This window comes from Salmonella sp. SAL04157, from assembly GCF_046551635.1.
In the GTDB taxonomy this organism is placed as follows: Bacteria; Pseudomonadota; Gammaproteobacteria; order Enterobacterales; family Enterobacteriaceae; genus Salmonella; species Salmonella enterica.
On sequence record NZ_JBGDVS010000001.1, the window covers coordinates 241,291 to 264,155 of the forward strand.

Below are 22,865 nucleotides of genomic sequence, written 5' to 3' on the forward strand. Positions count from 1 at the left end.
AGGTAAAAGCAGGATTACGCCTGGCCTTTGATCTCTTTACGACCGTTGTACGGTGCTTTTTCGCCCAGCGCTTCTTCGATACGAATCAGCTGGTTGTATTTAGCAACGCGGTCAGAACGGCTCATAGAACCGGTTTTGATCTGGCCTGCAGCGGTACCAACAGCCAGATCAGCGATGGTAGCGTCTTCAGTTTCACCAGAACGGTGAGAGATGACAGCAGTGTAGCCAGCGTCTTTCGCCATCTTGATTGCAGCCAGAGTTTCGGTCAGAGAACCGATCTGGTTGAATTTGATCAGGATGGAGTTAGCGATGCCTTTCTCGATGCCTTCTTTCAGGATTTTGGTGTTGGTTACGAACAGGTCGTCACCAACCAGCTGGATTTTGTCGCCCAGTACTTTGGTCTGGTATGCAAAACCGTCCCAGTCAGACTCGTCCAGACCATCTTCGATGGAAACGATCGGGTACTGTTTGGTCAGTTCTTCCAGGAAGTGGGTGAATTCTTCGGAGGTGAACGCTTTGTTGCCTTCGCCAGCCAGAACGTATTTACCGTCTTTGTAGAATTCAGATGCTGCGCAGTCCATCGCCAGGGTGATGTCTTTACCCAGCTCGTAACCAGCCGCTTTAACCGCTTCAGCGATAACAGCCAGTGCTTCCGCGTTGGAGCCCAGGTTCGGCGCATAGCCGCCTTCGTCACCCACAGCGGTGTTCATGCCTTTGCCTTTCAGCACTTTTGCCAGGTGATGGAAAACTTCAGAACCCATACGGATGGCTTCTTTAACCGTTTTCGCGCCAACCGGCTGGATCATGAATTCCTGGATGTCGACGTTGTTGTCAGCGTGCTCGCCGCCGTTGATGATGTTCATCATCGGAACCGGCATGGAGTATTTGCCCGGAGTGCCGTTCAGTTCAGCAATGTGCTCGTACAGCGGCATACCTTTAGCGGCAGCAGCAGCTTTGGCGTTAGCCAGAGAGACAGCCAGAATGGCGTTTGCACCGAAGTTAGATTTGTTTTCAGTACCGTCCAGGTCGATCATGATTTTGTCGATGCCAGCCTGGTCTTTAGCGTCTTTGCCAAGAATAGCCTGAGCGATCGGGCCGTTAACCGCGCCAACAGCTTTGGTTACGCCTTTACCCAGGAAACGGGATTTGTCGCCATCGCGCAGCTCCAGCGCTTCGCGGGAACCAGTAGAAGCACCTGACGGAGCCGCCGCCATACCTACGAAACCACCTTCCAGGTGTACTTCAGCTTCAACAGTCGGGTTACCACGGGAGTCGATGATTTCACGACCGATGACTTTAACGATTTTGGACATTAGGTTTTCCTCAAGTCACTAGTTAAACTAAAACTTCAGACAAACGGTGCACCGCTTAGGGTGCACCGCTGTTCTAACTTTTTTACTTCGCCTGACGTTTCTGATGCTCGCTGGCGGCTTTAACAAAGCCGGCGAACAACGGATGTCCATCACGCGGCGTGGAAGTAAATTCCGGATGGAACTGACAGGCCACGAACCACGGATGATTCGGTACCTCAATGATCTCGACTAACTGATCATCACCGGAACGGCCTGCGACACGCAGACCCGCTGCTTCAATTTGTTTCAACAACATATTGTTGACTTCGTAACGATGGCGATGACGTTCAACAATCGTCGACGCGCCGTACAACTGACGTACCAGACTGTCATCGCTAAGCTGGCACTGCTGCGCGCCCAGGCGCATGGTGCCACCCAAATCGCTCTTCTCGCTACGGACTTCAACGTTACCGTCTTCATCGCGCCACTCGGTAATTAACGCCACAACCGGGTACTTACAGTCTGGCACAAATTCCGTTGAGTTGGCGTTGTCCATGCCGGCCACGTTACGAGCGAACTCAATCAACGCAACCTGCATCCCCAGGCAAATGCCCAGATAAGGAATATTGTTTTCACGCGCATAGCGCGCAGTGGCGATTTTACCTTCAACGCCACGATAGCCGAAGCCGCCGGGGATCAGGATAGCGTCCAAATCTTTCAGAATTTCGACGCCGCGCGTTTCAACATCTTGCGAATCGATCAATTTGATGTTGACGGTAACGCGGTTTTTCAGACCACCGTGTTTCAGCGCTTCGATCACCGACTTATAGGCATCCGGCAGTTCAATATATTTGCCGACCATGCCGATAGTCACTTCGCCTGCCGGGTTCGCTTCTTCGTAAATGACCTGTTCCCATTCAGACAGGTTAGCTTCCGGACAGTTCAAGCTGAATCGTTTACAAATATAATCATCAAGCCCCTGAGATTTCAACAGGCCTGGAATTTTATAAATGGAATCGACATCTTTCATTGAAATAACGGCTTTTTCCGGCACATTACAGAACAATGCAATTTTTGCACGCTCGTTGGCAGGAACTGCTCGATCGGAACGACAAATCAGAATATCGGGCTGAATACCGATAGACAGCAGCTCTTTCACGGAGTGCTGAGTCGGTTTAGTTTTCACTTCGCCCGCAGCCGCCAGGTAAGGTACCAGCGTCAGGTGCATAAACAGCGCGTGTTCACGACCGATATCTACCGCCAATTGACGAATCGCCTCAAGAAACGGCAGCGATTCGATATCACCAACGGTACCGCCGATTTCCACCAGTACCACATCGTGGCCTTCGCCACCTTCCAGCACGCGCTCTTTAATCGCGTTAGTGATGTGAGGGATTACCTGTACGGTTGCGCCCAGATAGTCGCCACGGCGTTCTTTACGCAGAACGTCGGAGTAGATACGGCCAGTCGTGAAGTTGTTGCGGCGAGACATCTTGGTGCGGATGAAACGCTCGTAGTGCCCCAGGTCCAGGTCGGTTTCAGCGCCGTCTTCAGTAACGAACACTTCCCCGTGTTGGATTGGGCTCATAGTACCCGGATCAACGTTGATGTACGGATCCAGTTTCATGATGGTCACGTTGAGACCACGGGCTTCCAGAATGGCTGCGAGGGAGGCTGCGGCAATGCCTTTACCCAGAGAGGATACGACCCCGCCGGTCACAAAAATATAGTTCGTTGTCATGCGGAACCTGAGAAGTTAGGTTTAAAAGACGATGGAATAACCAGGACGGGAAAGCAGTATACCCGAACATGACCTACGCCACAAACTTTCATTATTCCTCCTCTTCGTCAGGCTGACATTCACACAGGGAGGGAGAAAATAGCCCCTTTGAGGTAAATGTTTTTGACGTAAATCAAGCGCTTGTTATTTAAAAAATCACACAAATCGCTCTTGACCGCCTAAAACCTTTAGAGATCAATTTCCTGGCGTTTTACTTCCTGCCAAACTTCTTCCATTGTTTCCAGGTCCACCCCGGTCATTTCCAGGCCTCTGGCTGCGACAATACGTTCAACTTCGCGAAAACGACGTTCAAATTTATCGTTCGCTTTTTGCAAAGCGAGCTCCGCTTTCGTACCTAAATGACGCGCCATGTTGACCGTGGCAAAGAGCAAATCGCCCATTTCCTCTTCCAGTTTAGCCTGATCAACAACCGCCTGCCGCGCCTCGAACATCACCTCATCGATCTCTTCATAGACCTTATCGACGACCGGTCCCAGCGTCGTCCAGTCAAAGCCCACGTTTGAACACCGTTTCTGGATTTTTTGCGCGCGCATTAAGGCCGGTAAGCTGCGCGGAATATCGTCCAGCGCGGAATGCTGCGCTTTTTGCGCGCGCTCTTCCGTTTTGATTTGCTCCCAGCGAACTAATGCTTCTTCGCTATTATCCGCGGAAAGCTCGCCAAAAACATGCGGATGGCGGCGCTCCAGCTTGTCGCTGATGGCAGCGCAGATATCATTAAAATCGAAGCGGCCTTCTTCCTGCGCCATCTGCGCGTAAAACACCACCTGGAACAACAGGTCGCCCAGTTCGCCGCGCAAATCGTCAAAATCCTCACGCGCAATCGCATCCAGTACTTCATAGGTTTCTTCCAGCGTATAAGGCGCGATGCTGGCGAAGGTCTGCTCTTTATCCCACGGGCAGCCGTTTTCCGGATCACGCAGACGCTGCATGAGGGTGAGAAGACGGTCAATTTGATGGTTAGTTGTCATGGTTTTTAATCGGTTGTAAATACTAGCGACAATTGTAACGTATTATTCTTAACCATTCACGCACAGAGACACTACGGCAACGCCTATATAATAAAATATATTGTTAACAGGTGTTGAACGCTACCTCTCCCGTATAATTTTAAAATTATTAATCGATACACAACAATATAATAATCATATAACTAACTTATTAAAAAAACAGATATTTGCACCAGACATTATAAATAACATCAATTAAGCAAACGCTATAAGCACCCCACCCAAAGAGCCTTCCCTTTCAAAAAAATAAATTATTTCACTTTTACGGAAAAACGAGTAGCATGCACGCCAGTTTAATATCCAAAAAAGACCACTTTTTTTGTTTTTTCTGGAACATACATGAAATAAACATATTGAAAGTATTACATATAATATTTTATGAGCCTGTACGATCATTCAGCCCTTAAGAATATACTCATAAAAATGTAGAAATATAATATTTTATTATGGCCTATTTTTTACCCAAAGCCCGCAGCATGGCTCTATGCCGCATATCCCTTGGTATACGCGTACAAAATGCTGCCATAAAACACGTTAATTAAGGATAACACGATGAAGTCATCTCATTTTTGTAAACTGGCAGTAACTGCATCTTTAGTTATGGGAATTGTCTCCGGCGCTCAAGCCGCGGGTAGCAACACAGCAAAGGTCACTTTCCTTGGTAATATTGTTGATTCCCCCTGCTCTATCACACTTGTTTTTTAGATAAAAAGGCTATAACCAATTTACATGCTTACCAGCATCCTGATTCTGGCTCAGAATACGTATCACGATAACTTCCGTAACTGATTGTATAAAATAGATAATATGCCTTTAAAACGGTAAGGCATAAATGTATTCACCCAGTTCAGGTCGAGGCGTGCCAATGTTATTGGCACTCATAATGCTGAATATTTCAGATAGATGATTAATATATCGATCGGCCTGTATTTCGCCAAAATGCTGCCAGCCGTAATGCCAGATATTTTCCAGATCTTCACTGGCCTTTGGCGTTAATTTTACCGTTCTCATCGGGTTTGATCATCCCTGTTTTGACCTTCCGTAAAAAGGCATCCTTTTCCCAGGCCTGGGGCTCTCCGCTGTTCAGACCTTCAGCCAGAAGTTCACGTAACGCCAGGAGTCGTGACTCGGCCTGTTTTTCCCTCAGCAGACGAAGAGACTCTCTGATCACTTCACTTTGTGTTCTGTAATCACCTGATTCTATGAGCGATTCAATAAACTCGCGCAGTTCATCGCCAAGATCAACGGTCATTGTTCTGGCCATAACAGCCTCCACTGTAAGTATAAATCTTACATAAGAGTACACCGGAAATGAAATGTACGTCAAAAACATACCCCATATCTCATGCTTATGGGGTTGATTAATGCGGCTTTGCTGAACGAGTAGCAAAGCCGCTACATTATTACTGTCTGGGGTTTACCCCCCGTGCAGTCGCCGTGCATCAATCACATCCGGCACCTGGTTCAGCTTACCGAGCACGCGGCCCAGCACCTGCAGGTTGTAGATCTCGATGGTCATATCAATGGTGGCGATCTGCTGCTTAATGTCGCTGCGGCTGGCGACGCCCAGCACGTTGACTTTTTCGTTAGCCAGAATGGTGGTGATATCACGCAATAAACCGCTGCGATCGTTGGCCTGGACGCGCACCACCAGCGAATATCCCGCCGAGTAGCTTTCGCCCCATACCGCCTCTACGATCCGCTCCGGCGCATGTGAGCGCAGTTCCGCCAACTGTTCGCAATCGGCCCGGTGCACGGAAATCCCCCGCCCCTGAGTAATGAAGCCGACAATTTCATCCCCCGGAATCGGCTGGCAGCAGCGGGCAATGTGGTGCATCAAATTACCCACGCCTTCTACCACCACGCGCCCGTCGTCTTTACGACGATTTTGCGGCGCGTATGTTTTTTGCTGAAGCTGTTTCAGCGCCGCTGCATCCTGCTCCTCTGCACTCGGCTTATTGAACTGTGATTGCAGGAAATTCACCATCTGATTAAGACGGATATCGCCGCCGCCTATCGCCGCCAGCAACTCTTCCAGCTCATTAAAGTTGTAGCGCGGCAGCAGATGTTTCTCGGCCTCTTTCAGGCTAATCCCTAAATGCGCCAGCTCATCGTCGAGGATCTGCCGTCCAGCCAGGATATTTTTGTCACGGTCCTGTTTACGGAACCAGGCGTGAATTTTCGAGCGCCCGCGGCTGGTCGTCACATAGCCCAGGTTTGGATTCAGCCAGTCACGGCTGGGATTCGGCTGCTTCTGAGTGATAATTTCAACCTGATCGCCCATCTGCAACTGATAGGTGAATGGCACAATACGCCCGCCGATTTTCGCGCCAATGCAGCGATGCCCGACATCGCTGTGGATGTGGTAAGCAAAATCGAGCGGCGTAGATCCGGCAGGCAAGTCAACCACGTCGCCTTTTGGCGTAAAAACGTAGACCCGATCGTCAAACACCTGACTGCGCACTTCATCCAGCATTTCGCCGGAATCGGCCATCTCTTCCTGCCAGGCGATCAGCTTACGCAGCCACGCAATTCTGTCTTCATGGCCGGAACGCACGCCGCCGGACGCGGCGCCTTCTTTATACTTCCAGTGCGCCGCCACGCCCAGTTCGGCGTCTTCATGCATCTGTTTGGTACGAATCTGGATCTCAACGGTTTTACCGCCCGGCCCCAGGACCACGGTGTGGATAGACTGGTAACCGTTCGGTTTCGGGTTAGCGACATAATCATCAAATTCATCCGGCAGGTGGCGATAGTGCGTATGCACTATCCCCAACGCGGCGTAGCAGTCCTGCAGACGTTCAGCGACAATACGCACGGCGCGCACGTCAAAGAGTTCATCAAACGCCAGATGCTTTTTCTGCATTTTGCGCCAGATGCTATAAATATGTTTTGGTCGTCCGTAGACTTCCGCCTGCACGCCTTCGTTTTTCATTTCGGCGCGCAGATGTCCAACAAACTCTTCGATGTAATGTTCGCGATCGAGACGGCGCTCATGCAGCAGTTTGGCGATGCGTTTGTATTCCGCCGGATGCAGGTAGCGGAAACAGTAGTCTTCCAGTTCCCACTTCAGTTGCCCGATGCCCAGACGATTAGCGAGCGGCGCATAGATGTTGGTACATTCTTTCGCCGCCAGCACGCGCTCATCTTCCGGCGCCTCTTTCACTTCGCGCAAATGAGCGATTCGCTCGGCCAGTTTGATCACCACGCAGCGGAAATCATCCACCATCGCCAATAACATTCGACGGACGTTATCAACCTGCTCCGAAGAAACAGAGTCGTTATGAGTGGCGTTTAGCTGACGGATCGCCGCCATATCGCGCACGCCATGAATCAAGGTAACGATAGATTTGCCGACGCTTTCGCGCAGTACATCTTCGCTGACTACGTTGGCGTCGGCCAGAGGGAACAGTAGCGCCGCCCGCAGCGTGTCGATATCCATACTCAGCGTGGAAAGAATTTCTACCATCTCCACGCCACGCCACAGCAACAGATCCGCATCCGGATGTCCTTGTGTCTGTTGCAGGCAATACGCCCAGGTTTCGGCTAAGCGCTCACACGACTGCTGGCTGGAAATTCCCAGGCTTGCGACCCACTTCTTCGGATCAAATTCACCAGCTTTATTAATATGTGCACTTCTTACCGCGACCATCGTCCTCTCCTTAAGGGACCAGGCCTACCGAAGTCGGTAAGCCGGTAATCATTACATGCGCTCGAACAGAACCATTGATTCCAGATGTCCTGTGTGCGGGAACATGTCGAGCATCGCTAAACGCGTAACCTCATATCCCGCATTGACCAGCGCTTCACTATCGCGCGCCAGCGTCGCCGGGTTACAGGATACATAAACAATGCGAATAGGTTTTAATTTTATAATATGTCGCATCACTCCTGTAGCCCCCGCACGCGCAGGATCGAGTAAGACTTTGTCAAAGCCATTTTTCGCCCACGGCTGCTTCGTGACATCTTCCTCCAGGTTCTCATGGAAGAATGTCACATTATGTAAACCATTGCGGATGGCGTTTTCACGGCCTTTTTCTACCAGCGCCGGAACGCCCTCAACCCCAATCACGCTTGCCGCGCGCGTTGCCAGCGGCAGCGTAAAATTCCCCATTCCGCAGAACAGATCCAGGACACGATCCTCGGCGCGCACATCAAGCCACTCCAGCGCGCGGGCGACCATTTGCTGGTTTACCGCCTCATTAACCTGAATAAAGTCTCGCGGACTGAAGGCTAAACGTAAGCCGTGCGAATCATACCAGGGCGCTTCGCCAGATACCGTTTCCAGTATCTCGCTAAACGGCGCCAGAAACAGAGACAATCCCTCAGAATGCGAAAAGCGTTCCAGTTTTTCTTTATCCGCCGCACTTAATGGCGCGGTATGGCGCAGAATCATCAGCGTACCGCTTCCCGCCTGTACCAGCTCAACATGCCCAAGATGTCGGGTGCCGTGTAAACTCGCCAGACACGCCCTGATTCGGGGCAGCAATGCTGCAAGCTGGGGCACCAAAACAGGGCACTGTTCGACATTGACGATATCGCTGGAACCCGCTTTGCGAAATCCCATTTGCAGCGGTTTATCCGGCGGGCAATTCAGACTTAACCGCGCACGACGCCGATAACCCCAGGGCGCGCCGGCGATGATGTCATTCACCTCGTGTTTCATCAAACGCGCCAGCGCCGCGCTTTTGCTGCGTTGTTGCAGGGCGATGCTGACATGCTGCTGCTGACAACCGCCGCAGACGCCAAAATGCGGGCAGCGCGGCGTTTCTCGTTCCGGGCTATCATTCAAACGGCGCGAAACGCGTGCGCGGGCAAATTGCTTTTTATCTTCTGTAATAATGACTTCTGCGCTTTCCTCAGGCAATAAACCGGGGATAAACAGCGCCTTTCCGTTATGACGGGCTACGCCCTGACCAAATGAATCGAGGTCATTGACTTTAACGGTTATGATCTGACGCGTCGTCACGCGCCGTTTTGCAGAGTAGAATTGCGCCATCGACCAGCTTTTTCTCAATTTAACAGTGTGACCCTAATTGTCCCATAACGGAACTCCATGACCAACTACAGCCTGCGCGCACGCATGATGATTCTGATCCTGGCCCCGACCGTCCTGATAGGTTTGCTGCTCAGTATCTTTTTTGTAGTGCACCGCTATAACGACCTGCAGCGTCAACTGGAAGATGCCGGCGCCAGTATTATTGAACCGCTCGCCGTCTCCAGCGAATATGGTATGAACTTACAAAACCGGGAGTCTATCGGCCAACTTATCAGCGTCCTGCACCGCAGACACTCTGATATTGTGCGGGCGATTTCCGTTTATGACGATCATAACCGCCTGTTTGTAACGTCTAATTTCCATCTGGACCCCTCACAGATGCAGCTTCCCGCCGGAGCGCCGTTTCCACGTCGTCTGAGCGTCGATCGCCACGGCGATATTATGATTCTGCGCACCCCGATTATCTCGGAGAGCTATTCGCCGGACGAGTCAGCGATTGCCGACGCGAAAAATACCAAAAATATGCTGGGGTATGTGGCGCTTGAACTGGATCTCAAGTCGGTAAGGCTACAGCAATACAAAGAGATTTTTATCTCCAGCGTAATGATGCTTTTTTGTATTGGCATTGCGCTGATCTTTGGCTGGCGGCTTATGCGCGATGTCACCGGGCCTATCCGTAACATGGTGAATACCGTTGACCGCATTCGCCGCGGACAACTGGATAGCCGGGTGGAAGGATTTATGCTGGGCGAGCTGGACATGCTGAAAAACGGCATTAATTCCATGGCGATGTCGCTTGCCGCCTATCACGAAGAGATGCAGCATAATATCGATCAGGCCACTTCGGACCTGCGTGAAACCCTTGAGCAGATGGAAATCCAAAACGTTGAGCTGGATCTGGCGAAAAAGCGTGCCCAGGAAGCGGCGCGTATTAAGTCGGAGTTCCTGGCGAACATGTCGCACGAACTGCGAACGCCGCTGAACGGCGTCATTGGCTTTACCCGCCTGACATTAAAAACGGAGCTGAATCCCACCCAGCGCGACCATCTGAACACCATTGAGCGTTCCGCGAATAATCTGCTGGCAATCATTAATGACGTGCTCGACTTCTCCAAGCTGGAAGCCGGTAAGCTCATTCTGGAAAGTATCCCTTTTCCACTGCGCAACACGCTGGATGAAGTGGTTACGCTGCTGGCCCACTCGTCGCATGATAAAGGGCTGGAGTTGACGTTAAATATTAAAAACGACGTCCCGGATAATGTGATTGGCGACCCGCTGCGCCTGCAACAGGTCATTACTAATCTGGTGGGTAATGCCATTAAGTTCACCGAGAGTGGCAATATCGACATTCTGGTGGAAAAGCGGGCGCTCAGTAACACCAAAGTACAGATTGAAGTGCAGATCCGCGATACGGGGATCGGCATTCCGGAACGCGACCAGTCGCGACTGTTTCAGGCGTTTCGCCAGGCCGATGCCAGTATTTCTCGCCGTCACGGCGGCACCGGCCTTGGGCTGGTGATTACGCAAAAGCTGGTCAACGAAATGGGCGGGGATATCTCTTTCCACAGCCAGCCTAATCGCGGCTCGACCTTCTGGTTTCATATTAATCTTGATCTTAACCCAAATGTCATTATTGACGGTCCGTCGACCGCGTGTCTGGCCGGAAAACGGCTGGCTTATGTCGAACCGAATGCTACCGCCGCGCAATGTACCCTGGATCTACTGAGCGACACGCCGGTGGAGGTGGTTTACAGCCCGACCTTCTCCGCGCTGCCGTTAGCGCACTACGATATTATGATTTTGAGCGTTCCGGTGACCTTCCGCGAGCCGCTCACCATGCAGCATGAACGTCTGGCGAAAGCGGCGTCAATGACGGACTTTCTACTGCTGGCGCTACCTTGCCATGCGCAAATTAACGCCGAAAAGCTGAAACAAGGAGGCGCGGCGGCCTGTCTGTTAAAACCATTGACGTCAACGCGCCTGTTGCCAGCGCTGACGGAATATTGCCAGTTGAATCACCATCCTGAACCGCTGCTAATGGATACCAGTAAAATCACCATGACGGTTATGGCGGTTGATGATAATCCCGCTAATCTGAAGCTTATCGGCGCGTTACTGGAAGATAAAGTCCAGCACGTAGAGCTTTGTGATAGCGGACATCAGGCGGTGGATCGGGCGAAACAAATGCAGTTTGATCTGATTTTGATGGATATTCAGATGCCGGATATGGACGGCATACGCGCCTGCGAATTGATTCACCAGCTTCCTCATCAGCAGCAAACACCAGTTATTGCCGTTACGGCACATGCGATGGCCGGGCAAAAAGAGAAGTTGCTCAGCGCGGGCATGAACGACTATCTGGCTAAACCGATAGAAGAAGAGAAGTTGCATAATCTGTTGCTGCGCTATAAACCTGGCGCCAACGTAGCAGCGCGTCTGATGGCGCCGGAACCGGCTGAGTTTATCTTCAATCCGAATGCGACGCTCGACTGGCAGCTTGCGCTCCGCCAGGCTGCCGGTAAGCCCGATCTGGCGCGGGATATGCTGCAAATGCTGATTGATTTTCTGCCGGAAGTGCGCAACAAAATTGAAGAACAACTGGTGGGAGAAAATCCCAACGGTCTGGTCGATCTGGTCCATAAGCTACACGGGAGCTGCGGCTATAGCGGCGTACCGCGGATGAAGAACCTTTGCCAGCTTATTGAGCAACAGCTTCGCAGCGGCGTCCACGAAGAGGAGCTGGAGCCTGAGTTTCTGGAGCTGCTGGATGAGATGGATAATGTCGCGCGTGAAGCGAAGAAGATATTAGGCTGATATTCGCCGGATGGCGGCGTGACCGCCTTATCCGGCCTACAACTCAGCGTAACTGTTGCCCCGCTTTCAGCGTTGCAGCCACGTTGCGCGCGGTCATTCGTACGTTTTCACTCGCATTCTTCAGCGCGTCCTCCAGCGTGCAGATGGTATAAATCACGCTGAAAACGGCATCAAGCCCATGTTCATGAACCACGCCAACGTCTGCCGTCAGGCTACCCGCTATACCAATTACCGGCTTGTTATACCGTTTGGCGATGTTTGCCACGCCAATAGGGACTTTACCGTGAATGGTCTGGCTGTCGATGCGTCCCTCGCCGGTGATGACTAAATCAGCATCCGCAAGACACGCTTCCAGATGAAGCGCATCGGTGACAATCTCAATACCACGCCGTAGCTGCGCGCCGCAAAACGCGTATAACGCCGCCCCCATGCCGCCTGCCGCTCCGCCGCCTGCCAGATCCAACACATCGACATGCAGATCGCGGGCAATCAAATGCGCATAGCGAGTCAATGCCGTATCCAGGCGTTCAATCATTTCCGGCGTCGCCCCTTTTTGCGGACCAAAAACCGCAGACGCGCCCTCTTTACCGGTAAGGGGATTCGTGACATCGCAGGCGACCTCTATATGGCACGCCGACAAACGCTTATCCAGGCCGCTGATATCAATGCTGGCGAGTGTTTCCAGCCCAATGCCGCCTTGCACAATATCATTGCCCTGCGCATCCCGTAGCCTGGCCCCCAGCGCCTGCACCATCCCCGCGCCGCCATCGTTGGTGGCGCTACCGCCGATACCAATAATGATATGCTCAACGCCCGCATCCAGCGCATGACGGATCAGCTCGCCGGTTCCCCATGATGTGGTCTTCAACGGATCGCGTTGCGCGGGCGGTACCTGCTCCAGCCCACTGGCGGCCGCCATTTCAATGAACGCGGAACGCGCATCGCCGGAAAGCCCATAAAACGCATTGACGCGATGCCCCAACGGCCCGGTGACCTCAACATGCACGATTCGACCCGCCGTCGCTTCAACCATCGCTTCGACAGTACCTTCTCCGCCATCAGCCAGCGGTAATTTCAGGTAATCGGCGTCAGGCCAGATCTCGCGAAATCCTTGTTCAATGGCGGTCGCTACCTCAAGAGCACTCAAACTTTCCTTATACGAGTCTGGTGCGATCACTATTTTCATAAGTCGTCCTTACGCATGTTGATCCTGTTAAGCATACACCCAGAGAAGGACCAGTTCCTTACGGAACCGGCTCTGACTTAACGCACCATGCAAGGACGCTTATTATCAAACGTCCAGCCAGGAATTAAGTACTGCATTCCCATCGCGTCGTCACGCGCGCCTAAGCCATGCTTTTGATAAAGCTCATGCGCTTTCATCACCTGATCCATATCGAGCTCAACGCCCAGCCCCGGTTTGGTCGGTACTTGCACCATGCCGCCTTTAATTTCAAACGGTTCTTTAGTCAGACGTTGGTTGCCTTCCTGCCAGATCCAGTGGGTATCGATCGCGGTGATCTTGCCCGGCGCCGCCGCGGCAACATGGGTAAACATCGCCAACGAAATATCAAAGTGGTTGTTAGAGTGCGAGCCCCAGGTCAGACCGAACTCATGACACATTTGCGCCACGCGTACAGAGCCTTGCATAGTCCAGAAGTGCGGGTCCGCCAGCGGGATATCGACGGATTGCAGCGACAGCGTATGCCCCATTTGACGCCAGTCGGTCGCTATCATATTGGTGGCCGTCGGTAATCCGGTCGCGCGACGGAATTCCGCCATCACTTCACGTCCGGAAAAACCCTGCTCCGCGCCGCACGGATCTTCTGCATAGGCCAGAGAACCTTTCAGGTATTTACCAATGCTGATCGCTTCGTTCAGCGACCAGGCACCGTTTGGATCGAGCGTAACGCGCGCTTGTGGGAAACGTTTCGCCAGCGCCACGATTGACTCGGCCTCTTCTTCGCCCGCCAGCACGCCGCCTTTCAGTTTGAAGTCGTTGAAGCCGTATTTTTCATAGGCGGCTTCCGCCAGACGCACTACCGTTTCCGGCGTCATCGCCTCTTCATGGCGCAGACGATACCAGTCGCATTGCTCATCCGGCTGGCTCTGATACGGCAGCGGCGTAGCCTTGCGATTACCGACAAAGAACAGATAACCCAGCATTTCGACTTCGCTGCGCTGCTGACCGTCGCCTAACAGCGAAGCGACGTTGACGCCCAGGTGTTGGCCCAAAAGGTCAAGCATTGCCGCTTCAATGCCAGTCACCACATGGATAGTGGTACGGAGATCGAACGTTTGTAAACCGCGTCCGCCCGCATCGCGATCGGCAAACTGGTTGCGAACGGCGGTCAGGACATTTTTATATTCACCCAGCGTTTTTCCCACCACCAGTGGGATCGCATCTTCCAGCGTTTTGCGAATTTTTTCGCCGCCCGGAATCTCGCCGACTCCGGTATGGCCGGAGTTATCTTTAATAATGACGATGTTGCGCGTGAAGAACGGGGCGTGCGCGCCGCTCAGGTTCATCAGCATACTGTCATGACCCGCAACCGGGATAACCTGCATTTCAGTGACTACAGGCGTCGTAAATTGAGTACTCATAACTGTGTCCTTATTCAGAATTAGTGACGACCAAAAACAGGGCGTTTGCGGTCAAAAGTCCAGCCGGGGATCAGGTATTGCATCGGGCCTGCATCATTACGCGCGCCGCCTGGCAGCTTTTTATACGCGTCATGCGCTTTTCGCACCTGTTCCCAGTCAAGCTCCACGCCCAGTCCTGGCGCATCCGGAACGGCAATTTTGCCGTTTTTAATTTCCATCGGATTTTTAGTCAGGCGGCAATCGCCCTCCTGCCAGATCCAGTGCGTATCAATAGCGGTGGGTTTGCCTGGCGCCGCCGCACCGACATGGGTAAACATCGCCAGTGAAATATCAAAATGGTTATTCGAATGGCAGCCCCAGGTTAGCCCCCAGTCATCGCACAGTTGCGCCACGCGAACGGCGCCGGTGAGGGTCCAGAAATGCGGGTCGGCAAGAGGAATATCTACCGCGTTGAGCATCACCGCGTGTCCCATTTCACGCCAGTTGGTGGCAATCATATTGGTCGCCACCGGCAGTCCTGTAGCGCGGCGGAACTCCGCCATGACTTCACGACCAGAGAATCCTTGCTCCGCGCCGCACGGATCTTCCGCGTAGGTCAGTACATCTTTCAGCCCTTTGCACAACGCAATGGCTTCATCCAGTAGCCAGGCGCCGTTCGGATCCACGGTAATACGCGCGTCCGGGAAGCGTTTTTTTAGCGCGCGAACGGTATCAATCTCTTGTTCGCCCGGCAGCACGCCGCCCTTGAGTTTAAAATCTTTAAAGCCGTAGCGATCCTGAGACGCTTCCGCCAGCCGCACGACCGCGTCGCTGTTCAGCGCTTCCTGATGGCGCAGGCGATACCATTCATGACTGCCCGGCGTGCTTTCCAGATACGGCAGATCGGTTTTAGTGCGATCGCCAATATAGAAGAGATAGCCCAACACGGTGACGGCATCGCGCTGTTTACCGGGTCCTAACAGTTCACAGACCGGCACATTAAGCGCCTGCCCCAGTAGATCAAGCAGCGCCGCTTCCAAAGCTGCCACCGCGTTAACCCGCAGTTCAAACGTCCATGCGCCTTTACCAAAGGTGTCAAAATCAGCGGCCTGGTTGCCTTTATGCACCTGCTGCACCACTTTGTTCAGGCGGGCGACTTCCTGGCCTAATACCATCGGAATAGCATCGACCAGCGTCTGATAAATCACTTCTCCGCCCGGCGCCTCGCCGACGCCAGTATGCCCGGCGTTATCGGTGAGGACGACGATGTTACGGGTGAAGTACGCGTTATGCGCGCCGCCGATGTTGAGTAGCATACTGTCATGTCCGGCAACCGGAATGACCTTCATGTCCGTAATAACGGGACTGGATTGCGTTGTCATGATAATTGTCCTGCGACAGGTTTCAGTTCAATACGCTTAATATCACCTACCAGCACCAGATAGCTGATGATGGCCACCAGGGCATGTACGCCGACATAGATCAACGCGCCGTTGAAGGAACCGGTGGTGCCAACGATGTAACCAATCGCGATTGGCGTCACAATACCGGAGATATTGCCGAACATATTAAACAAGCCGCCGGAAAGACCGCTGATCTCTTTCGGCGCGGTATCCGCCATTACTGCCCAGCCCAACGCGCCGATACCTTTACCGAAGAAGGCCAACGCCATAAAGCCGATGATCATCCATTCCACGTTCACATAGTTACAGAACACCATAACCATTGACAGCAACATCCCCAGCACAATCGGCGTCTTGCGCGCGATATTCAGGGAGCCAGTACGACGCATCAGCCAGTCGGAAATGATGCCGCCCAACACACCGCCGATAAAGCCGCAGACTGCAGGAACCGAGGCGACAAAGCCCGCTTTGAGAATCGACATGCCGCGCGCCTGGACCAAATAAACCGGGAACCAGGTAATAAAGAAATAGGTCAATGCGTTAATACAGTACTGACCGATGTAAACGCCAATCATCATACGAGAGCCCAGCAGCTGTTTGATCTGGCCCCATTTGACGCTAAACGGTACTTTCGCTTTGGTGTCTTTCTGATCCATATTGATCAGCGCGCCGCCTTCTGCGATGTACTCCAACTCTTTCTTATTTACGCCCGGATGGTTATTTGGTTCATGGATAACTTTTAACCAGATAAAGCTGATGATGATCCCTAACCCGCCCATAAAGAAGAAGACATGCGACCAGCCCACTTCGTGCGTCAGCCAGCCCATAATCGGCGCGAAAATAACCGTGGCAAAGTATTGCGCGGAGTTAAAGATGGCCACCGCCGTTCCCCTCTCCTGCGCCGGGAACCAGGCTGCAACAATGCGACTGTTGCCCGGGAAAGAAGGCGATTCCGCCAGACCAACCAGGAAACGAAGCGTAAAGAGGGCGACAATAATGCCGAAACCACTAAAGATATCGACAAAACCCTGCAACAGGGTGAAGACTGACCAAATGAAAATAGACCAGAAATAGACGCGTTTGGAACCAAAGCGGTCCAGCAGCCAGCCGCCCGGGATCTGCCCGATAACATAGGCCCATGAAAAAGCAGAAAAAACATAGCCCATACCTACCGGATCAAGGCCGATATCTTTGGCCATTTCTGAGCCGGCAATGGACAATGTGGCGCGGTCGCCGTAGTTGAAGGATGTGACGATAAACAGCATCACCACTATCCAGTAGCGGGCGTTCGTGCGTTTCTCCGCACTGCTCGCCGCGTGACTTAATGAACTCATTGTTGCACTCCTGAAATTTCGCGTTAGCTACGCTCACTCTGAACTGCACAACCGGTAGGGAATCAGAGATAACGTTTCCTTGTTGCAGCTTTTATTAGGTCGTTTGCTTTGCACGCTGCATGCTTTTATTCACTGGCAGGAGAAGTATAAAAAGCGCGCCACACACACTCACCGTGCAACAACACAGTATTTTGGCGATGAATTACGCCTGTTTATGGCAAAAGCCCAGGACAGTGGAAGCCACTTCACGGAAATGAAATCAGAAGGCGCCAGGCGTCGACGCAGGAGGAATAAAAAGAGAAGAATGTGAAACAGGTCGCTTGATTACATGAAAACGCCCGTAAAAAACTGCCGCTTTTGCGGGCATATGCCCAAAGCTAACACGATTCAGTTACTTTACACTGTATACAGGTCGTGATTTTGCTTACTGGCAACGCAAGCAAACGAAAAGGTACCCTCCCGTAGGGGGGAGGGATTTACCTCAGGAAAGTAAAGTTCCCCAGTTTTCAACCCAGGGATTGGACTGGCTCTCCGGCTCCGGATGTTCGCTGGCGTCAATGAATAACATCTCCCCCACCCGCTGCGCGCTTTGCTCTTGCAACAGGGCATCAAACTGTTTGCCGCCATTACAGAAATTGGGGTAGCTGCTATCACCTAGCGCAATCACCCCGTAACGCAGGTTTGGCTGAAAACCCAACGTATCTTTAATGCCGTGAAAGAGCGGCGCAATGCTATCCGGTAGATCGCCCTGCCCGGTCGTCGAGGTAACGACCAGCGCAACCTTATCCTGATATTGCTGCCAGTCGGACAGTTCAGGATCTTCAAACACGGTCGCGCTGTGGCCCTGTCTGGCGAGGATCGCTTCCGCTTCTTCCGCCACCAGCAGTGAGTTGCCATACATGGTCCCGACAAAAATACCAATTTCTGCCATTATGCGTATCTCCCTGAATTATGCCTGATGAGTCTCATCCTGCCGGGACGCCGCCGTAAACTCAACCCTTTCATTGTCAGGGAGAAGTCCACGCCAGCCAAACTGTGTCAGCGCCTGCATCCAGGTTTCATCCAACCCGGCCTGAATTATCAACGGCTGTCCGGTGAAGGGGTGCGTCAGTTCAAGCCGACTGGCATGAAGCATCAGGCGACGACAGGCAAAATGCTCTGCGGCGCTGCGGTTTTGTCGCAAATCGCCATGCTTGCTGTCGCCGATGATAGGATGACGCAGATGCGCCAGATGACGACGAAGCTGGTGCTTGCGTCCCGTTTTTGGTTCCAGCTCAACCAGGCCATAACGCGTGGTGGGATAACGCCCGGTCGGCACCGCCATTTCGACCGTCGCCAGCCCGCGATACTGCGTTACAGCCGGCTGGGGCGCTTTATCTTCGCGGGCGAATTTATCGGCAATTTTATCGCGCTCTTCCACCAGCGGATAATCCAGTACCGCGTCATCCATCAGCCAGCCGCGCACAATAGCATGGTAGCGTTTACGGATGTGGTGCTGCTCGAACTGCTGCGCCAGACGGCGTCCCGCTTCGCTGGACAGCCCCATTAACAGTACGCCCGACGTGGGTCTGTCGAGACGGTGGGCGGTAAAAACATGCTGGCCAATTTGGTCGCGCACCGTTTGCATGACCACGACTTTTTCGTCGCGATCCAGCCAGCTCCGGTGAACAAGCCAGCCTGCGGGTTTATTCACGGCGACCAGCCACGGGTCTTGATAGAGGATCTCCAGCATCAGGATTCATCGCGGGCGAATAGCGCATCCAGATCCTGCAAAACCGCCAGGATCGCCTCCCGCTGCGGATGATCCGCCGCCAGCGCCATTTCATAATAAGGGGCGACGGCAAACGCCTCGGGCAGCGGCTGCGCATTATCAAGTAGGGTATGCATACGTGGGATCAATACCCATTGCAGCCATTCCAGCGGTTCCATGGTATCCATAAAAAATGGTTGGGTGCTGGTAAACAGGTGCGCCTGCGGCGCATCCTGCCGCCAGTGGCGATGCTCGCGCAGCAGCGTTTCAAGCGTATGTAACTGCTGACGCACACGGTCATGAGTCGTCATGTTAAAAACCTCAATGATGAAAATCTGGCGCGCAGAATAACAAAAAAAAGGGAGCACTGTATAAACAGTGCTCCCGGTTCGTTTCGCAGCATTCCAGCTACTTTTCGTGCTCCCTGCTCATCCGTGACAACTTTTCCTGTGACCTTACGGCCTGTTCATCCTGAACGTTTGCATCCTGCGCACATCGCCCAATGTGATAGCTTCATCCTGAAGCGTCCCTGGTCATCCAGACCCGCCGAACATCCTGATCGGCTCTCGTTCTCCGTCCTGGAGGTGTCCTTTAACGCATCCTGCGCTTTCCACTTTGCTTCATCCTGAAGCCTTTCCTTGTAACACCATCCTGGCGTGTCCTGCTGAAGCGTCATCATCCTGACGTTCGCTTCGTTGTACGACTCCCTGTCGACGAAGATAGAATCGCCTGTTTCACCTTGTCTTACAAGACGCTTACAGACAATACCTTAAGTAAATTTTCATATGAAAGTGCGCAAAAACATTTTAATTAGTTGTTTTATATAGACTTACATAAGAAAACGGGGCTCAGTATCCGCTGATATCCTGGCGATCTCCTACAGACTTTGTAAGAGATCTCTCACACCCGTTAGGGCAAACGATTACAGAAGAGGATTAAGTTGCGTAAGGAATTCCGCAAGCGTTGCGGCAAGAACGGTACGATTGCGGGTGCCCAGCGTTTCTTTAATCACCTCGCCGGACAGATTACAGACCGAAATGACCTCGAGCTCATTTTCCTGCGTCGCAATAAAAAGCGTGGGAGGAAGCTTGAGCCGCTTTTGCGTGACCAGGTGGCCTATCAGATTTTCCTGCACGCGCCGAAAGTCATCCTGACTCCAGGTTTGCAGTAGCGTAAGCTTTTCATCCGCAAACTGCGCGGGCATGTCGCCAGCAAACTGCGTGGTGTAAAACGCGTGGAGCGCAGGTTGTACCATAATATCGAAGGCGCGTTCAACCGCGTTTACATTTTCTTCGCCTTCAAAAGGTTGCGGCTGCCAGTAAACGGCATCGCGGGTTGAAGAAATAATGCACGGAGAAGGTACGCCATACAGTTCTTCGCTCAACGGCCAGCTACCGTGTTTTTCTTGCCACGCGTCGCAGTAACGCGTCGTAAAGGCTTTCAATGCCTGCGCTGTCAGTTCGTCCACCAGTTTCTCTCTTCATAAAAGCCAGGATACACTTGGCGCATAGTGTATCTGGTTTATGACGGTGAAACATGTCTTCTTATGAAAACCATCAGGCTCTCGATGGCCTGACTCTCGGAAAATCAACGGATTACCGGGACAATTATGACGCCAGCCTGCTGCAGGGCGTACCGCGCAGTTTGAATCGCGACCCGCTCGGATTAACAGCCGATAATTTGCCGTTCCACGGCGCGGATATCTGGACGTTGTATGAACTTTCCTGGCTTAACAGCCGTGGTCTTCCGCAGGTCGCCGTCGGGCATGTCGAACTGGATTACACCAGCGTTAATTTAATCGAATCCAAAAGCTTTAAACTGTATCTGAACAGCTTTAACCAGACGCGCTTTGACACCTGGGAGACGGTGCGCCAGACGCTGGAGCGCGATCTGCGCGCCTGCGCGCAGGGCAACGTTAGCGTGAGGCTTCATCGTCTTGATGAGCTGGAAGGACAGCCTGTCGCCCATTTCCACGGCACCTGTATTGACGATCAGGATATCAGTATCGACAACTACCAGTTTACTACCGACTATCTGCAACATGCGGTCAGCGGCGAGAAGCAAGTAGAGGAGACGCTGGTCAGTCATCTGCTGAAATCCAACTGCCTGATCACCCACCAACCGGACTGGGGCTCAATACAAATTCAGTATCGCGGGCGCAAAATCGACAGGGAAAAACTGCTGCGTTATCTGGTCTCCTTCCGTCACCATAATGAATTTCACGAGCAGTGCGTAGAGCGTATTTTTAATGACATTCTGCGCTTCTGCCAGCCGGAAACGTTAAGCGTTTATGCGCGCTATACCCGCCGCGGCGGGCTGGACATTAATCCCTGGCGCAGCAATGCCGATTTTGTGCCCGCCACGGGCAGGCTGGCGCGTCAGTAATCTTTTTTGTCAATTTTGCGTGCCGGATTGCGCATGTAAGGTTGTGAAAGGTCATCAGCCAGGGCTATTGTAATCAACAGGGAATGGCGTGTTGCGTCCCATAAGGAGTTTACTTGATTACACATATTAGCCCGCTTGGCTCAATGGATATGTTGTCGCAACTGGAAGTGGACATGCTGAAACGCACGGCCAGTAGCGACCTGTATCAACTGTTTCGTAACTGTTCACTTGCCGTTCTTAACTCCGGCAGCCTGACCGACAACAGCAAAGAGCTGCTGTCCCGCTTTGAAAATTTCGATATTAACGTGCTGCGCCGCGAGCGCGGCGTGAAGCTGGAATTGATTAATCCGCCTGAAGACGCCTTTGTTGACGGGCGGATTATTCGTGCGCTACAGGCTAACCTGTTCGCGGTGCTGCGCGACATTCTCTTTGTGAATGGGCAGATCCACAATGCCGGTCGTTTCCAGCATCTGGATCTTGAAAGCTCAACACATATCACCAATCTGGTGTTCTCCATTTTGCGCAACGCCCGGGCGCTGCACGTCGGCGAAGCGCCAAACATGGTGGTATGCTGGGGCGGCCACTCAATTAACGAAAACGAGTACCTGTATGCCCGTCGCGTCGGCACACAGTTGGGATTACGCGAGCTGAACATCTGCACCGGCTGCGGCCCTGGGGCGATGGAAGCCCCCATGAAGGGCGCGGCGGTCGGTCACGCGCAGCAGCGTTATAAAGACAGCCGCTTTATCGGCATGACTGAACCTTCCATTATTGCGGCTGAACCGCCTAACCCGCTGGTGAACGAACTGATCATCATGCCGGATATCGAAAAACGCCTGGAAGCGTTCGTCCGTATCGCACACGGTATCATCATCTTCCCGGGCGGCGTGGGTACGGCGGAAGAGCTGCTTTATTTGCTGGGGATTCTGATGAATCCAGCCAATAAAAATCAGGTGCTGCCGCTGATCCTGACCGGACCAAAAGAGAGCGCCGATTACTTCCGCGTGCTGGATGAGTTTATTACCCATACGCTGGGCGAAGCGGCCCGCCGTCATTACCGCATCATCATTGACGATGCGGCGGAGGTAGCGCGGCTGATGAAGAAAGCGATGCCGCAAGTGAAAGAGAATCGCCGCGATACCGGCGACGCCTATAGTTTTAACTGGTCGATGCGTATTGCACCGGATCTGCAGGTGCCGTTTGAGCCGTCGCATGAGAATATGGCCAACCTGAAACTGTACCCGGATCAACCGGTTGAGATTCTGGCGGCGGATCTGCGGCGCGCCTTCTCCGGTATTGTCGCGGGGAACGTGAAGGAGGTCGGGATACGCGCCATTGAAGCTAATGGTCCGTATAAAATCCACGGCGATCGAGAGATGATGCGTCGCATGGACGATCTGCTGCAGGGATTCGTCGCGCAGCATCGTATGAAATTGCCAGGTTCCGCCTACATCCCCTGTTACGAGATCTGCGCTTAGCGCTTATGCCCGGTTGCCG

At 52.7% G+C, this 22,865-nt stretch carries 17 protein-coding genes and 2 pseudogenes; 4 read left to right on the forward strand and 15 right to left on the reverse strand.

Going from position 1 to position 22,865, the window contains the following annotated elements:
* Nucleotides 1–14: 14 nt before the first annotated feature.
* The 3 genes from eno to mazG all read right to left on the reverse strand — a co-directional run bounded on the left by eno (nt 15) and on the right by mazG (nt 4,061).
* A complete protein-coding gene (eno, locus tag ACLJRE_RS01220) occupies nt 15–1,313 on the reverse strand; it encodes a phosphopyruvate hydratase (RefSeq protein ID WP_000036734.1) in 1,299 nt (432 codons plus the stop codon).
* Nucleotides 1,314–1,395: 82 nt separating this feature from the next.
* Entirely contained in the window at nt 1,396–3,033 is a 1,638-nt protein-coding gene (gene pyrG / locus ACLJRE_RS01225) for a glutamine hydrolyzing CTP synthase (RefSeq protein WP_000210864.1), read from the reverse strand.
* Nucleotides 3,034–3,260: 227 nt separating this feature from the next.
* Nucleotides 3,261–4,061 (reverse strand): nucleoside triphosphate pyrophosphohydrolase, encoded by an 801-nt coding sequence (gene mazG / locus ACLJRE_RS01230; RefSeq protein ID WP_000210451.1) that lies wholly within the window; start codon nt 4,059–4,061, stop codon nt 3,261–3,263.
* 591 nt (nt 4,062–4,652) lie between these two features.
* On the opposite strand from mazG, the pseudogene ACLJRE_RS01235 reads away from it, so the two are divergent.
* A pseudogene (locus ACLJRE_RS01235) lies at nt 4,653–4,796 on the forward strand (fimbrial protein SteA); the annotation flags it as partial.
* 18 nt (nt 4,797–4,814) lie between these two features.
* Here the strand turns inward: ACLJRE_RS01235 and ACLJRE_RS01240 are convergent.
* From ACLJRE_RS01240 to rlmD, 4 genes and pseudogenes are all read right to left on the reverse strand, one after another.
* Nucleotides 4,815–5,111, reverse strand: a pseudogene (locus ACLJRE_RS01240) (type II toxin-antitoxin system RelE/ParE family toxin).
* On the reverse strand, nt 5,077–5,433 hold the full coding sequence (locus tag ACLJRE_RS01245; RefSeq protein ID WP_072196359.1) for a type II toxin-antitoxin system ParD family antitoxin: 357 nt from the start codon (nt 5,431–5,433) through the stop codon (nt 5,077–5,079). The pseudogene ACLJRE_RS01240 and the gene ACLJRE_RS01245 overlap by 35 nt, the downstream one beginning before the upstream one ends.
* Before the next feature lie 84 nt (nt 5,434–5,517).
* Nucleotides 5,518–7,752: a GTP diphosphokinase gene (gene relA, locus ACLJRE_RS01250; RefSeq protein WP_023212185.1), complete on the reverse strand. Its 2,235-nt coding sequence runs from the start codon at nt 7,750–7,752 to the stop codon at nt 5,518–5,520.
* A gap of 51 nt (nt 7,753–7,803) precedes the next feature.
* Entirely contained in the window at nt 7,804–9,099 is a 1,296-nt protein-coding gene (rlmD, locus tag ACLJRE_RS01255) for a 23S rRNA (uracil(1939)-C(5))-methyltransferase RlmD (protein ID WP_023212186.1), read from the reverse strand.
* Between the two features lie 57 nt (nt 9,100–9,156).
* On the opposite strand from rlmD, the gene barA reads away from it, so the two are divergent.
* The gene (barA, locus tag ACLJRE_RS01260; protein WP_000186400.1) at nt 9,157–11,913 is read left to right on the forward strand and encodes a two-component sensor histidine kinase BarA; all 2,757 of its coding nucleotides are present in this window, start codon (nt 9,157–9,159) and stop codon (nt 11,911–11,913) included.
* A 43-nt stretch (nt 11,914–11,956) separates the two neighbouring features.
* Here barA and ACLJRE_RS01265 read toward each other — a convergent pair whose 3' ends face one another.
* The 8 genes from ACLJRE_RS01265 to syd form a co-directional block, all read right to left on the reverse strand.
* The gene (locus tag ACLJRE_RS01265) at nt 11,957–13,099 is read right to left on the reverse strand and encodes a glycerate kinase (RefSeq protein ID WP_000706486.1); all 1,143 of its coding nucleotides are present in this window, start codon (nt 13,097–13,099) and stop codon (nt 11,957–11,959) included.
* 77 nt (nt 13,100–13,176) lie between these two features.
* Entirely contained in the window at nt 13,177–14,517 is a 1,341-nt protein-coding gene (gudD, locus tag ACLJRE_RS01270; protein ID WP_000107113.1) for a glucarate dehydratase, read from the reverse strand.
* Between the two features lie 20 nt (nt 14,518–14,537).
* Nucleotides 14,538–15,878: an enolase C-terminal domain-like protein gene (locus ACLJRE_RS01275; RefSeq protein ID WP_023212187.1), complete on the reverse strand. Its 1,341-nt coding sequence runs from the start codon at nt 15,876–15,878 to the stop codon at nt 14,538–14,540.
* A complete protein-coding gene (gene gudP / locus ACLJRE_RS01280; RefSeq protein WP_000097015.1) occupies nt 15,875–17,233 on the reverse strand; it encodes a galactarate/glucarate/glycerate transporter GudP in 1,359 nt (452 codons plus the stop codon). Before gudP ends, ACLJRE_RS01275 begins: the two co-directional genes overlap by 4 nt.
* 481 nt (nt 17,234–17,714) lie before the next feature.
* Nucleotides 17,715–18,164: a flavodoxin gene (locus tag ACLJRE_RS01285; protein ID WP_000807736.1), complete on the reverse strand. Its 450-nt coding sequence runs from the start codon at nt 18,162–18,164 to the stop codon at nt 17,715–17,717.
* 18 nt (nt 18,165–18,182) lie between these two features.
* Nucleotides 18,183–18,965: a tRNA pseudouridine(65) synthase TruC gene (gene truC, locus ACLJRE_RS01290; protein ID WP_000890028.1), complete on the reverse strand. Its 783-nt coding sequence runs from the start codon at nt 18,963–18,965 to the stop codon at nt 18,183–18,185.
* A complete protein-coding gene (locus ACLJRE_RS01295) occupies nt 18,965–19,294 on the reverse strand; it encodes a YqcC family protein (protein WP_023207774.1) in 330 nt (109 codons plus the stop codon). The genes truC and ACLJRE_RS01295 overlap by 1 nt, the downstream gene beginning before the upstream one ends.
* 611 nt (nt 19,295–19,905) lie before the next feature.
* The gene (gene syd, locus ACLJRE_RS01300; RefSeq protein ID WP_000343990.1) at nt 19,906–20,451 is read right to left on the reverse strand and encodes a SecY-interacting protein; all 546 of its coding nucleotides are present in this window, start codon (nt 20,449–20,451) and stop codon (nt 19,906–19,908) included.
* A gap of 68 nt (nt 20,452–20,519) precedes the next feature.
* Here syd and queF point away from each other — a divergent pair, with 68 nt between their 5' ends.
* Both queF and ppnN read left to right on the forward strand, forming a co-directional pair.
* Nucleotides 20,520–21,368, forward strand: a complete 849-nt coding sequence (gene queF, locus ACLJRE_RS01305; protein ID WP_000100465.1) for an NADPH-dependent 7-cyano-7-deazaguanine reductase QueF — start codon at nt 20,520–20,522, stop codon at nt 21,366–21,368.
* Nucleotides 21,369–21,481: 113 nt separating this feature from the next.
* Nucleotides 21,482–22,846: a nucleotide 5'-monophosphate nucleosidase PpnN gene (gene ppnN, locus ACLJRE_RS01310; protein WP_000627973.1), complete on the forward strand. Its 1,365-nt coding sequence runs from the start codon at nt 21,482–21,484 to the stop codon at nt 22,844–22,846.
* The last annotated feature ends 19 nt before the right edge of the window (nt 22,847–22,865 follow it).

Bases quoted from the DNA above. Each gene is read 5' to 3' on its own strand.
- eno (WP_000036734.1), bottom strand. From the start codon at position 1,313: ATGTCCAAAATCGTTAAAGTCATCGGTCGTGAAATCATCGACTCCCGT.
- pyrG (WP_000210864.1), bottom strand. From the start codon at position 3,033: ATGACAACGAACTATATTTTTGTGACCGGCGGGGTCGTATCCTCTCTG.
- mazG (WP_000210451.1), bottom strand. From the start codon at position 4,061: ATGACAACTAACCATCAAATTGACCGTCTTCTCACCCTCATGCAGCGT.
- ACLJRE_RS01245 (WP_072196359.1), bottom strand. From the start codon at position 5,433: ATGTTTTTGACGTACATTTCATTTCCGGTGTACTCTTATGTAAGATTT.
- relA (WP_023212185.1), bottom strand. From the start codon at position 7,752: ATGGTCGCGGTAAGAAGTGCACATATTAATAAAGCTGGTGAATTTGAT.
- rlmD (WP_023212186.1), bottom strand. From the start codon at position 9,099: ATGGCGCAATTCTACTCTGCAAAACGGCGCGTGACGACGCGTCAGATC.
- barA (WP_000186400.1), top strand. From the start codon at position 9,157: ATGACCAACTACAGCCTGCGCGCACGCATGATGATTCTGATCCTGGCC.
- ACLJRE_RS01265 (WP_000706486.1), bottom strand. From the start codon at position 13,099: ATGAAAATAGTGATCGCACCAGACTCGTATAAGGAAAGTTTGAGTGCT.
- gudD (WP_000107113.1), bottom strand. From the start codon at position 14,517: ATGAGTACTCAATTTACGACGCCTGTAGTCACTGAAATGCAGGTTATC.
- ACLJRE_RS01275 (WP_023212187.1), bottom strand. From the start codon at position 15,878: ATGACAACGCAATCCAGTCCCGTTATTACGGACATGAAGGTCATTCCG.
- gudP (WP_000097015.1), bottom strand. From the start codon at position 17,233: ATGAGTTCATTAAGTCACGCGGCGAGCAGTGCGGAGAAACGCACGAAC.
- ACLJRE_RS01285 (WP_000807736.1), bottom strand. From the start codon at position 18,164: ATGGCAGAAATTGGTATTTTTGTCGGGACCATGTATGGCAACTCACTG.
- truC (WP_000890028.1), bottom strand. From the start codon at position 18,965: ATGCTGGAGATCCTCTATCAAGACCCGTGGCTGGTCGCCGTGAATAAA.
- ACLJRE_RS01295 (WP_023207774.1), bottom strand. From the start codon at position 19,294: ATGACGACTCATGACCGTGTGCGTCAGCAGTTACATACGCTTGAAACG.
- queF (WP_000100465.1), top strand. From the start codon at position 20,520: ATGTCTTCTTATGAAAACCATCAGGCTCTCGATGGCCTGACTCTCGGA.